This window comes from Photobacterium lutimaris, from assembly GCF_003025555.1.
GTDB classification, from domain to species: domain Bacteria; phylum Pseudomonadota; class Gammaproteobacteria; order Enterobacterales; family Vibrionaceae; genus Photobacterium; species Photobacterium lutimaris.
This window is the reverse complement of the sequence record NZ_PYMH01000002.1, coordinates 502,191-514,856: the sequence shown is the minus strand read 5'-3', so window position 1 is coordinate 514,856 and position 12,666 is coordinate 502,191. Positions and strand designations below refer to the sequence as shown.

Here is a 12,666-nt window from a genome sequence, read left to right as displayed (position 1 = left end):
CGATACACTATATAGATATGAGTCAAATGAATTAAATGGTAAGCAATTGACTCAAGCTGAATGAGAACTAACAGATAAGGATACCACCATGGAATCAACTTCAATAGTCTTTACTGCACCACTTGCCCCCTTTGTCACAGTACAAAAGTTCTCTGATATCACAGGGATAACAATTGGGCAGGTCAACAAAATGCTTCATGAAGGCAAGCTCCCTATCCGCCCTAAAACACCGGGCAAACCCAAAGAAAAACCGCTCATCAACATGGTTGCCCTAATGCGAGAAGCGGATTCATATGTGTTTTAACTAAGTCATTTGAATATAGCAATTGGGATAGGAGCCCACTATGTCTGCAAATGAATGTCCAAAACATACAGCGTTCTTCAACGCTTGCACCACCTTCAGCAACACGCATGTCATCAAGCATCTGGCTGCAAAGTTCGGTTTGGATGCTCAAATGCAGTGCAATAAGTTAGACGCCAACAAACCCCACAAGCTATTCGCTGAAGAGCTGCTGGTATTCATCTTCGGCCAACCAGATAAACCATTCATTCGCTGCGTTCTCCCGTTTGGCTTCAAGTTACCAGGTATCAAAGAAGGGGAAAGTCGTTACCAACAGCGGCAAGGTGTTTATCACCTGGTCGACCAAGAGGGTAACTTCGAACGTAAAACCGACAAAGATGAACAGCTGGAATGCCTTAATCAACGCATCAAGGTGCTGGAGAACCGGTTAGCTGAAATCAATGGCGACCATACTGAAACGGTTAAAGGGCACAAGGTGACCACTGCCAAGTACATTACCGAAAATGCCAGTACAATCAAGATGAATAGCGATACAGGTGTTTGTACTGGTGCAACGATTTGCCCATTCACAGGCAAACCACACGTGGATGTATCTAAAACCGTATTTGCAGGGAAGTAATATGGCACTCAGTAAAACCTCACTCAAGCAACGAATCATCACAGAGCTTCAGGCCAAAGGCTTCGTCACTGAAGGGGAGTTTACCCAAGCTGGGAGCATGGCCGAAGCCATCGCCAATGCCGTGGTGGATGAAATCATCCAGAACGCCAAAGCTGATGTGAAGGGCGGGAGTTCTGAGGGGCTACACAATTTAGTCTGAAATGTTAAGTGGCTCAAAAATTAAGTTTGCATGGTTTGTAGTACGGTAATGTTGGACTATGTTTGCTTTGCATATAGCCTATTTGTTGTTTTCGGTAGAGCGGCTGACTACCAAGTAATACGTTTATGCCACATCAAATTGAATGCATAGGAGGCAATTGTGAGAATACGTATTGCGAACTACAACCTAGAAAATATTTTTAATCGCTTTGATTTTTCTGCCTTTGGTAATAGTCAAGATGCAGAGCGCTCCCAGCGTTATCTACCACCAATTGTTAATTATCTAACTGATTTTAGGAGTAATGATCTTACTGAGTTTGAAGATTTCAAACAGACATTACGAGCAGCATTCCTTTCTCAGGAAGATGATAAACGCCAACACACCGCACTTGCTATCAAAGAAGCTGACGCCGATTTACTATGTTTGCAAGAAGTTGACAGTATTGATGCGCTACTTAAATTCCGTGACTTGTATTTAAATAAAACTCAAGGAAATGATTATAAACAAGTTGTTTTGCATGAAGGAAATGACAGAAGAGGGATAGATGTTGCTGCGATGGCAACAGCCAAATTCCCGATTTATTCAAGGTCACATGCCTATATGACGAGAGCAGACCTGGGTAGTAAAGAACATAGAGATGAACTTATAAATAAATTTCCAGTAGCAAAAAAAGAAATGAATAAAAGGGAGCGTATTTTCAACCGAGATTGTCTTGAACTCGAGGTTCGTAAAGATGGTAAAGAGTTGACGGTTTTTGTCTGTCATTTTAAGTCTATGGGAGGTGGACGTGATAAGACTATAGGTGAGCGTACTCTTGAAGCTCTAGCCGTTCGACATTTGATTGAAAGTAAATTTGATAATCCTGAAAAAGCTAACTGGATTGTAATTGGCGACTTAAATGATTATAGAGAGCAAGTAAAAGTTAGAGCCGATGGTTCTGAATACTTAGTTACTGAAGAAAGTTCTGGTTTAGATCCTCTATTAGATGGCGGGTTTGCAGTAAACCTAGTATCTAGACTCGAGCCGATGCAACGATGGACTCACTATTATAGTTGGGGAAAAACAAAATCTCAGCTGGATTATATTCTTGTATCACCTGCAATCGCGAATGCTAACCACGATGTACAACCTGAGATTATACGTAATGGTATGCCATTAAGAGTGCCTAATACTGATGATGTGGTGAGGTTCCCACGCATAGGATGGGATAGGCCAAAAGCAAGTGATCATTGCCCAGTAGTTGTGACAGTGACAGTACCGTAAAAGCTAGGTCGCCTAAAAAGGGTAAGAGTTGTTCTCTTACCCTTTTTTGTTACCTATAGCAGGCCACGGCGTAGAAATATTTCTCACGGAATCCGCACTCTTCCTCCCCTCCCGCGCGCTTTTCGATCAAAAAGTTTTTCAGTTTTGCTTTTACGTAGTTCTGAGACCTGCATTAGGAATGCATTGCATGCTCAGACCGCTTGGATAGAGGGGCAGGGGAGATTTGGAAATCTACAAAATGCTGCAGTGAAGACCAGGGAAAATCTCAACGAATGATCAAAATTTCAGAGGATTTCATTTAAATGATCTTGGATAACAATCGGGGTGCCAGCTAACCCCGTGTATTAAAAGGGTTTTATGTGTTTTACGTGGCGGGTTGGTTGATCTAGATATGATCGTTTGCATGAGAGTATGCTTTAAGTCACTGAAGAATAAATAACTATAAACGAATCCCTCTTTTTATAACTGAAATACGCAGAATAGGTTTTTGTACAAGCCTAGTGGAGGGGGGAGTGATTGGTAAAAAATTATCTGTCGCCATTACATTGAAAATAGCAAATGTAACGGCGTTTATATGGTTGTATTTAAACAAAAAAAGGCCCCCTACATGAGGGGGCAATATTTACCATCGCTGTTATTATTCGTCAAAATTCTGCATACGATTTGAGGAAGTGATTAAAAGAGATTAACCAAAGTCACCGTTGACATAACCGCGGGTACGGTCATCTGCTGGCTGGCTGAATAGCACGTCAGTTGAATCGTGCTCAACCAGTTCACCCATCAGGAAGAAGGCCGTACGGTCAGAGATACGACGTGCCTGCTGCATGGAGTGGGTAACGATAACGATGGTGAAGTCTTTTTTCAGAGTCTCCATCAAATCTTCAATTTTCTTGGTGGCAATTGGGTCAAGTGCTGATGTTGGTTCGTCCATCAGGATCACTTCTGGCTCCATTGCAATCGTTCGGGCAATACACAGACGCTGCTGCTGGCCACCCGACAGGCCGAATGCGTGTGACTTCAAACGGTCTTTCACTTCATCCCAGAGTGCTGCGCCACGTAGTGAGCGCTCAACCACTTCGTCTAAGATTTTCTTGTCTTTAACCCCCTGAGCACGAAGGCCGTAGGCAATATTCTCGTAGATGCTCATCGGGAACGGGTTTGGCTTCTGGAATACCATGCCGACTTTGATGCGAAGTTGCGAAACGTCGATGTTGCCGTACACATCTTCACCATCCATCGAAAGGTGACCTTCGATTTTTACGCCTTCAATTAGGTCGTTCATACGGTTAAGGCAACGCAACAGCGTTGATTTACCACAGCCTGACGGACCAATGAGTGCGGTGACCTGACGGTTTGGAATCGGCAGGTTAATTTGCTTAAGGGCTTGGTTTTCGCCGTAGTACAGGTCTAGGTTTTCAATGTTAAATTTATTCATGGTTCTCTTCCTCAAAGATTAGTAAGTCGCAGTATTGAATCGGCTAGCGATAAGCTTCGTTAGCAAGTTAATAACAAGAACAATAATGATCAGAATGGTGGCTGTTGCGTACGCCTGGTTCCATTCGTGAATCGTGTATAGCTCCTGCGTTAGTTTGTACAGGTGAACGGTTAGCGTACGGCCAGAGTCGAACATGCTCTCTGGGATACGGGCAACCATACCTGCAGTCATGAAGACCGGTGCTGATTCACCGATAACACGACCTACACTGAGGATGATGGAGGTAACAATACCCGGCATTGCGCTTGGTAGAATCAGTCTCCAGATGGTGTAAATCTTAGATGCGCCTAGACCATATGAACCTTCACGGTAAGTCTGAGGAACAGCCATTAGTGCTTCTTCCGTTGTACGGATGATTACCGGTAGGATGAGGATACTCAGGGTCAGGGCACCTGACAGGATAGAGTAACCAAAGCCCATTACGACAACGAAGAATGTCATACCGAATAGACCGTAGATAATCGACGGAATACCGGCCAGTGATTCTGTACAAAAACGAATCACTTTTACTAGACGGCTACCAACCTTTGCGTATTCGGTGAGGTAGATAGCGGTCATGATACCCAGTGGTGCTGCCACACCGATAGAAGCGGCAACCATATACAGGGTGGAAACAATCATTGGCCAGATACCTGATTCTTGGCCGATGGTGGTGTAGTTGCTGGAAATGAACGTCCAATCAACATGTGAAAGGCCGTTGCTCAGAATGTACCAAACAACCCAGAGTAGAAAGCCGACAGTGATAGAAGCGGCTGACCAGATAAGCACGAGTGAAATTTTATCTTTCATCTGCTGCTTTTGTGTATTTGTACCTTGTAGAGCCATCGTAATTACCTCGCACGCTCACGGTTCAAGTAAAGAAGCGCGCCGTTTAGTACCATAATGAACACCAGAAGAACGATACCCGTTGCGTATAGTGCACTTGCGTGGAGGCCAGTTGCATATGACATCTCAATCGCAATGTTTGCCGTTAGCGTACGGGCTGAGTCCAAAATACCTCTCGGCATGGCCGGTGAGTTACCCATGACCATGATAATCGCCATGGTTTCACCAAGTGCACGGGCAACACCCAAGATAACGCCGGTCATGATGCCTGAGCGCGCTGCAGGTACAAGCAGCTTAAAGATTGTGAACATTTGCGAAGCACCCAGTGCGTAAGAACCTTCTTTGTAAGTACGCGGTACAGCACGAATGGATGTTTCTGACACTGTAATAACGGTTGGCAGAATCATCACCGAAAGTACGATGATACCTGCTAGGATGGTGTTACCCGCTGGTACAGAGAATACATCTTGAATTAGGGGGACGATGATAACTAAGCCGAAGAAACCGTAAACAACAGACGGAATACCCGCAAGTAGTTCGATCATCGGACGAATGATATCTGCAAGGCGTTTCGGTGCAACTTCAGAAATGAAAATTGCAGTTAGCACGCCGATTGGCACACCGATAACAACTGCACCAGCAGTAGAAACCACCGATGCCACGATCATTGGGGCAATACCGTAAAGTGCAGGTGGTAACCAGTTGGTACCTAAAACGATAGATCCTACACCAGCTTCGGCAAAGGCAGCGTAACCTTCACGGAAGATAAAATAGCCAATCAAAATTAGCGAAAGAATGCCAAGTGCAGCACTCGATAAAAATAGATATTTAAAAAACAGTTCACGCCAGTCGACTTTATCTTTCGCTTTTAGCGATGAGCCCTTTGCTGAACTTTCAATATTATTTGCGATGGTCATATTCTTACTCCAGATATTGGTTAAACAAGGTTTATCCGAATACCAAGGAATCAACAAAAACCCGGTCGTCATCAACTGATGACGACCGGTAAATTAATCTTATAACTTACTTAACAGCGATGAAGCCGTTGTCAGCAACAATCTTCTGGCCTTCAGGGCCTTTTACCCACTTAAGGAAGTCAAGAGCGGCAGTTGAAGGGCGGCCATCTTTGTAAACAACGAGGAATGGACGCTGTACACCGTACTCACCCGCTTGGATAGCTTCGACCGAAGGCGCATGGTTGTCGATAGAAAGCGGCTTAACAGAACCATCAACTGAGCCTAGTGAGATATAACCGATGGCGAATGGGTTGTTAGCGACAATCGTTTTCAGCTGGCCGTTACCGCTTGCAACTTGTGCACGCTGTGAGATAGCGGAAACTGAAATACCGTTAACTTTCATTTTTAGGTCCATGATGTCTTCGAAAGCACCACGAGTACCAGAAGCTGTGTCACGAGTCGCAACAACGATTGGCTTGTTTTCGCCACCAACTTGGTTCCAGTTAGTGATTTCGCCTTTATAGATTTTAGAAACTTCTTCGATAGAAAGGTCATCAACCGTGTTGTCGTTGTGCACGACGACTGCGATACCGTCACGAGCGATAACGATTTCTTGAATGTTGTTAGCTTTCTCTGAATCTTTAAGCTCACGAGAGCTCATTCCAAGATCAGAAGAACCATCATGTGCAGCACGAACACCCGCTGAAGAGCCTGGGCCCTGTACTTCGATTGTCACGCTGTTTGACTGTGCATAGGTTTCACCGAGAACTTCCATGATTGGTGATACGGAGCTTGAACCTACAACTGAAATAGTTTCATTCGCTACTGCAGTGTTGAATACCATTGAACCTGCTAGGGCTAAAGCACCAATAACCTGTGTTTTCATTTTCCTAATCCTTAAAAATCTGGCCTGATTGCCAATAGGTTTTGAATGAACGAGGCCAAGATTAGGGAAGAAGTATGACAGTAATGTTTCAGTACTTTGAACACTCTATGACGCTGTTCATAAATGTTTAATAAGTGCCCAATTTGATCTTGATCCTACTTATTGATGGATATGCTTTTTCTTGAGCTCTTCCGTCTAAAAGAATCGCATAGAGAGTGCCTAGCCCTGTGAAATTAAAGCACTTTGATGTATATGTGTTTTTCTTAGGTAAGCTCTTGCTTTGGATGTTTGCATTAATCTCTCATTATTTGCGGTATTTTATCCTACCAAGTCTTTTGATTGTGGTTTTATATTCTTGGTGGGGTTTTGTCATATAGGCTGGTTGGCTGGAGAATGAGATATGTGTCGGTTACATTTCTGTCCGTCATTGTTGATAAAAATTGCACATTGTCACTATCGGAAAGTTTTGATCAGAAATTTTTTTTATTCCCGTCGAGAATTGTGTCTGATTGAGCGAGTTGCTGTTTTTATCACCATGATTTACGTGGTGGCGAAAGGTTTGTGACCGTCGCTGTTTACCAAAAGGGAAACCCATAGTTGGTATTGCCTCTGATACAATGATTGCCATGAGATAGCAGAAACACACAAAAATGATTAAAAAAGCCCAACAGATGGTGGTGTTCAATGCGTTGACCCACCAGCGCAGCTTCACTAAGGCAGCACAGCTGCTTGATATTTCACGTACCCAAGTCAGTAAGTTGGTCCAGCAATTGGAACAAAGGCTAGGGGTGCAACTGGTGCAGCGCACGACACGCTCTTTCGCATTGACCGAAGCAGGCGAGCGGTTTTCTGTACATTGTGCCAACATTGTTGCTGAAATGAACGAAGCAGAAAGTGAGCTATTGCAGAGTAGTGATTGTATGCAAGGGATCTTAAGGGTAGGCAGCGCCCAGTCATTTGCCCGGCATCATATCGCCCCTTACCTTGCCTCTTTCCATCATCAATACCCGCAGTTGGATGTGGAGATGAGTTTATTTGATCACAAGGTCGACCTCATTGCTGAGCAGCTGGACTTGTGGATAGGGATGACAGACTCTCCACCAGAAGGGTTTGTTGCCCGTCATTTGGCAGATTGTCATTTTGTCCTCGCGGCCAGCCCGGATTATCTTGCGCGCTGTGGCGTGCCTTACAAACCAGAAGATCTCGATACCCATAATTGCATTACCTATTACAGCAGGGAGCGTAAAGATAATGTATGGAGTTTTCAGAAAAATGATGATCAGAAAAATATCAAAGTAGCCGGTAATTACCGGGTAGACTCGGCTGATGCGATCCTTGATGCAACGTTGTCAGGCCATGGGATTGGCTATCTGGCCACCTATTTACTGGATAAAGAGTTTCAGGAAGGGCGATTGGTCCGTTTAATGCCAGACTGGCAGCTGACCCAATATATGCCTTTATACGCAATCTACCCTCGCTATCAGTATTTACCCAAGAAGGTGCAAGCTTTTCTCGGTTTCATCCGAGACAAAATCGGTGAGCCGGTGTACTGGGACAAGGTGCTTTAATCACCAAACGACCTCGAGGCTACGGTATCGTTTTCGTTTATTATCGCTATTCGAGGGATACTATTGTCAACTATGGTAACAATAGTATCCCTCAGGCGCACCAATCATGGCTTATTGGCATTGATTGGCGTTTATATAGGCAAAATCCCGCTCAATGTATCTAAAGTGTAAATATGTGTAACAAGTTGATCCTTGTCACAGTTTTAATTCTCAATAGAATGCCTCCGCAATCGTTTACTAACAAATTTGTGGAGTTTGACCATGAGCTATCTGGTCAGTGCACTAGGCGTTGTTACGCTTTTTGCGGTTGCAGTTCTATTCTCTGAAAATCGTCGTGAAATCAACTGGCGTACTGTCGGTGGCGCATTTGCCATTCAGCTCGTTTTTGCAGGCTTTATTTTATATGTGCCTGTAGGCCGTGAGGTCCTCAACTCCGTATCATCGGCTGTTTCAGGTATTATTGACTACGGCCGTGTAGGCACTGAATTCCTGTTTGGTGAACTGGCTCAATTCAAACTAGGCTTCATCTTTGCGGTTAACGTTCTTCCGACGATCGTCTTCTTCTCTGCATTGATCTCTGTGCTGTACTACTTGGGCGTGATGGGCTTTATCATCCGCAGTATCGGTGGTCTGCTGCAACGCTTTCTTGGCACTAGCCGCACTGAATCCATGTCTGCAACTGCAAATATCTTTGTTGGCTCTGTTGAAGCCCCACTGGTGGTTCGTCCATATCTGGCTAAAATGAGCCGCTCTGAACTGTTTGCCGTTATGGTGGGTGGTTTGGCTTCTGTTGCTGGTGGTACCTTGGTGGGTTACGCCGGCCTAGGGGTTGACATCAGCTACCTGATCGCAGCCAGTTTCATGTCCGCACCTGCGGGGTTGATGATGGCTAAAATTCTGGTCCCTCAGACAGAAACGATCGACAATGATGGCGCTGCCGATGACCAAGGTGATGATGAGCCCGTCAATATTATCGATGCGGCGACGCAAGGGGCGTTGAGCGGTTTGCAGATTGTGATGGCCGTAGGAGCAAGCTTGTTGGCTATCATCAGTTTGATTGCACTGATCAACGGCGGTCTGGCCCACGTGGGTGACTGGACCGGTATCGACAACCTGAGCTTGGAATTGGTTTTCGGTTATCTTTTTGCGCCAGTTGCTTGGCTGATCGGTGTGCCATGGTCTGAAGCGACGGTTGCCGCGAGTTTGATTGGTAAGAAAATTGCGGTAAATGAATTTGTGGCATTTGCCGATTTGATGGCGGTGAAAGATCAGTTGAGCAGCCACTCTCAGGCGATTGTGACATTTGCGTTGTGCGGTTTTGCTAACTTAACATCAATCGCTATGCTGATGGGTGGTTTGGGTGGTGTTGTACCTAGCCGACGCCCTGATATTGCTCGCTTAGGCTTTAAAGCAATTTTTGCAGCGACCTTGGCTAACTTGATGAGCGCGACGATTGCGGGTGTCTTCTTGTCTTTCTAATGCTGCAAAGATAACAGACGAACAAAAGAAAACAGAGTGCAATGCACTCTGTTTTTGTATGTATCAATCGTGTCTTCACACTATGATCACTTGAACTGAAATATAAGACCTAAGGACCAATTGAGTATATGTAGTCAATCCGGTAATGTTTGTCTCACAAGTGATAAGGAGGCGATAAGATGAAATCTGAGGTTGATAAGTTACTGAATCAACATAATAAACTTATTCATTCTGAAGATAAGAAAGTGGTGTCACATACCCAACGTGAGACCGGGGACTGGATTATGCACGCCATAATGCTCGATGGTTACGACGTGCCGTTCAAATTCAAGCGCAAGAAAAAGTATCGTTCGCTGGCAGGGGCAAAGGTTAATCTGACCTATTATTCAGCCACCGAGATTGTGGCTGGATTGAGTTTTGAAGTGATGAAAGTGGTTCGCATTAAACGTGCTTAGCGAAGAAAACCGCTGGAAGGTGGACAAGCCAGAGCTAATATCTCAGTGAACACTTTCGTTCAGGGATAAAGCGAAAGTTTTTGTATTCGGCGGTGACGGAGGTCGTTGGATCTTTGCTAAATTCTCCCGCCCAATTGGATATTCTCTCATCCGTTGCCCATACATTGGCCATGATCCGTAGGCGACTGTCGGCGACTGACGGGATTGGATCATGGCGAGTGTTTTTCACCCCATAAGCCAGTTTGCCATCGACATACCATTTGATCGCACCTTGGGTCCATTTGATGCCGTAACGGTGGAAGTCTTTTGATGCATCGAAATTCAAATAAATAAGCTGCTCATGGCTGCGGGCATAGCGGTCATCATTGGTCCAGAAGTTAACCTGCATGAGATTGGTGTTATGACCCAGAAATTCGACATCAATTTCGTTGTGCATGCCATTGCCATCTTCAGGCTTGTCATAAGGCCCTGCAAACAAGAAAAAAGAGCTGATCACGCCGGGCTCGGCACTCGGCTTCATTTCCACTTCATAACAGCCATAGCCGTAAAATTGATGGCTTCTCAACTCGCCAGATTGAAATTCGAAGTCATCTGCACTCTTCGGTGCGTAGCTTAACGTTATAGTCATCCCATCGGCAGAATAGCTAATTGCTTCACCTTCCCAACGGTTGAAGAAAGGAAAGCCGTTGCTCCAACCGTCGGATTTCCACCAAAGCTCAGAGTTGAGCTCGGTATAGGGATCTTCTATAGAGGTACCGGCAAGTACAAGGGGTGAAAACGATAGCATAGTGATAACGCCTGCCGTTTGGGTGAGTGATCGCAACAACATAAATACAGATCCTTAGAATGTAGAGCCAGCGCAATGTTCACGTAACAGGAACGACTTAGGGGGCTCCAAGTAACTTGAAGTCACGTGGATATAAATTAGCAGGATTTCTTTGCCTTATCGCAGCAAAGCTGTATTGGATCTGAGACGTATGCTTATTTTATGCGACAAAGTTTGAAATGCTGTATCTGGAATGCAATCAGCCCGGTTTAATCAGTGGGACAAAATTCCGTTTTTTATACCATAGTGCACTTAAAATGAGTGAGTTAGTGTTGATGTTGTAAGCACTGTTAGGGCCTCCGTTTAAATAAATACCGGTAGGGATAGAGCGGTGTGTGAGGCTGTTGTTTATCACCTTGTCAGCAAGCTGATGACTGAAGTCATCATCATAAAATAAAACACTCAAGCCAAAAGCGACTTTATTGCTAAAAACTTGGGGGTTCTCCACTGGCTTGCCGCCAGGCGCGATGCTTAGCCAAGCACTGCCATAAATATAGATATTGTTGTAGGAAAACCAAGGCGAACGGCTCATGGCATCTTCAGCAAAAATCCACGGGCTTTGTTGTTGTGAGGATTTATTTTTTTGTAACTGATATAAGGCATCGAGTTGGTTCCACCACTGTGTTTTGGCGCCAATTTCAATACCAGCTAGAACATAGGGATCAGTGGTAAAATACGGTAAGTTGCGCTGATCAACTAACAGAGGGATCCCATCCACTAAGATTTGTTCTATATCTTGTTGCTCATAGGCCGTTGAAACATCGAATCCGGCAAGATCGAACCCATAGGCAGCATATTGTAGGTATCCCAACCGGCCTTCTTGGCGGTAATGCTTCGTCTTGGACGTTTTGAGTTCACCGTACAATGTGCCTTGAGATACCGCTTTTTCTAATTTCCAATGATCTAAGATGCGCCGAATGGAGTCTTTGAACGCGGGTTTATGCCGTTGGGTAATTTCGAGCCAAATGAGTAGCCGGCCAATATCTAAAGCCGACCACCCGTTTCCATTTGAGGGGGTCGAGCTATATTTTCCTGAAGGCTGGGCGCTATGGGTACTGTATTCTCGGTTGGGCAAAGAGTTATCGTATAGCGGTAACGCCTGGAGTGTGGCCAGTGTTTTCTGGAGCCTACTGTCTGCTTCTTCGGAGGAAATGAGTTCAAGGCCTTCTGCGGACAGAATCGCAGCAATACCGCTGGCAACATCCCACATCGTACTGTGATGATAACTTTGTACTGAATTGAACAGACCGGTTTCTTCATTCCAGTTTTGCTCGAAATAAAAATAGGCCTTTTTGGCGAGTAGCTTTTCGTTGCGGCCGAGTTCAACTGGGGGGACCGCCATGGTTGGCGAGGCAGCTTCAATCTTAGAGGGAACCTTTTCGCGTTCAGTTTCATTCATGGTGATAGTGGGGGCAATGGCACGGCGCTGAAACTGTATGTCGCTAGTCATTACATCTTTATTGCTATGGGTCACACTACGGCCACCATAAAAGCTGGGTTCTGCTTCATCTATGTCGGTGTTGAAAGTAGCAAACACAGAAAATGGCATCAGTAATGCGGTCAATACTGTTGATGTGCTGAGCGCATTTCTGTGCTGTGGCGTGGCTCTCTGCATTACCCCAACTTTCCTTTTCGTGACGGCTTATTAAGTTATATCGGTTTAATCCATCAGTTGTGATGCTTTGCTATGAGTACAGAGCAAAAATGTGATAGCGATCGCGCAGGTAACTGCATGATGTTCAGTTAATTATGTGTGAATCTGTCATTGTATTATTTCTGCCTGTTCTACAATTT

The 12,666-nt window shown here is 44.9% G+C and carries 13 protein-coding genes; 7 read left to right on the top strand and 6 right to left on the bottom strand.

Features of this window, described 5'->3' with window-relative positions; genetic code table 11:
* Positions 1 to 88 precede the first annotated feature (88 nt).
* From C9I99_RS07905 to C9I99_RS07890, 4 genes are all read left to right on the top strand, one after another.
* The gene (locus C9I99_RS07905; RefSeq protein ID WP_107348304.1) at positions 89 to 304 is read left to right on the top strand and encodes a DNA-binding protein; all 216 of its coding nucleotides are present in this window, start codon (positions 89 to 91) and stop codon (positions 302 to 304) included.
* Between the two features lie 40 nt (positions 305 to 344).
* Positions 345 to 920: a phage regulatory CII family protein gene (locus C9I99_RS07900; RefSeq protein WP_107348303.1), complete on the top strand. Its 576-nt coding sequence runs from the start codon at positions 345 to 347 to the stop codon at positions 918 to 920.
* A 1-nt stretch (position 921) separates the two neighbouring features.
* Complete coding sequence (locus tag C9I99_RS07895; RefSeq protein WP_107348302.1) at positions 922 to 1,119, top strand: hypothetical protein; 198 nt, start codon at positions 922 to 924, stop codon at positions 1,117 to 1,119.
* Positions 1,120 to 1,278: 159 nt separating this feature from the next.
* On the top strand, positions 1,279 to 2,382 hold the full coding sequence (locus C9I99_RS07890) for an endonuclease/exonuclease/phosphatase family protein (RefSeq protein ID WP_107348301.1): 1,104 nt from the start codon (positions 1,279 to 1,281) through the stop codon (positions 2,380 to 2,382).
* A 685-nt stretch (positions 2,383 to 3,067) separates the two neighbouring features.
* Here the strand turns inward: C9I99_RS07890 and pstB are convergent.
* From pstB to C9I99_RS07870, 4 genes are all read right to left on the bottom strand, one after another.
* Positions 3,068 to 3,817 (bottom strand): phosphate ABC transporter ATP-binding protein PstB, encoded by a 750-nt coding sequence (gene pstB / locus C9I99_RS07885; RefSeq protein WP_107348300.1) that lies wholly within the window; start codon positions 3,815 to 3,817, stop codon positions 3,068 to 3,070.
* Between the two features lie 18 nt (positions 3,818 to 3,835).
* Positions 3,836 to 4,702 (bottom strand): phosphate ABC transporter permease PstA, encoded by an 867-nt coding sequence (gene pstA / locus C9I99_RS07880; RefSeq protein ID WP_107348299.1) that lies wholly within the window; start codon positions 4,700 to 4,702, stop codon positions 3,836 to 3,838.
* 5 nt (positions 4,703 to 4,707) lie between these two features.
* Positions 4,708 to 5,619, bottom strand: coding sequence for a phosphate ABC transporter permease subunit PstC (gene pstC / locus C9I99_RS07875; RefSeq protein WP_107348298.1), 912 nt, complete (start codon positions 5,617 to 5,619; stop codon positions 4,708 to 4,710).
* Positions 5,620 to 5,725: 106 nt separating this feature from the next.
* Positions 5,726 to 6,544 (bottom strand): phosphate ABC transporter substrate-binding protein, encoded by an 819-nt coding sequence (locus C9I99_RS07870; RefSeq protein WP_107348297.1) that lies wholly within the window; start codon positions 6,542 to 6,544, stop codon positions 5,726 to 5,728.
* Positions 6,545 to 7,194: 650 nt separating this feature from the next.
* Between C9I99_RS07870 and C9I99_RS07865 the strand changes: the two genes are divergently transcribed.
* From C9I99_RS07865 to C9I99_RS07855, 3 genes are all read left to right on the top strand, one after another.
* Positions 7,195 to 8,112: a LysR family transcriptional regulator gene (locus C9I99_RS07865; protein WP_107348296.1), complete on the top strand. Its 918-nt coding sequence runs from the start codon at positions 7,195 to 7,197 to the stop codon at positions 8,110 to 8,112.
* A gap of 261 nt (positions 8,113 to 8,373) precedes the next feature.
* Positions 8,374 to 9,591 carry a NupC/NupG family nucleoside CNT transporter gene (locus C9I99_RS07860; RefSeq protein WP_107348295.1) on the top strand — a complete coding sequence of 406 codons (1,218 nt, stop codon included), beginning with the start codon at positions 8,374 to 8,376 and terminating at the stop codon, positions 9,589 to 9,591.
* A gap of 179 nt (positions 9,592 to 9,770) precedes the next feature.
* The gene (locus C9I99_RS07855; protein WP_107348294.1) at positions 9,771 to 10,046 is read left to right on the top strand and encodes a hypothetical protein; all 276 of its coding nucleotides are present in this window, start codon (positions 9,771 to 9,773) and stop codon (positions 10,044 to 10,046) included.
* A gap of 34 nt (positions 10,047 to 10,080) precedes the next feature.
* Here C9I99_RS07855 and C9I99_RS07850 read toward each other — a convergent pair whose 3' ends face one another.
* Both C9I99_RS07850 and C9I99_RS07845 read right to left on the bottom strand, forming a co-directional pair.
* Complete coding sequence (locus C9I99_RS07850; protein WP_107348293.1) at positions 10,081 to 10,875, bottom strand: family 16 glycosylhydrolase; 795 nt, start codon at positions 10,873 to 10,875, stop codon at positions 10,081 to 10,083.
* 196 nt (positions 10,876 to 11,071) lie between these two features.
* Complete coding sequence (locus tag C9I99_RS07845; protein WP_166645379.1) at positions 11,072 to 12,487, bottom strand: DUF3131 domain-containing protein; 1,416 nt, start codon at positions 12,485 to 12,487, stop codon at positions 11,072 to 11,074.
* Positions 12,488 to 12,666 lie beyond the last annotated feature (179 nt).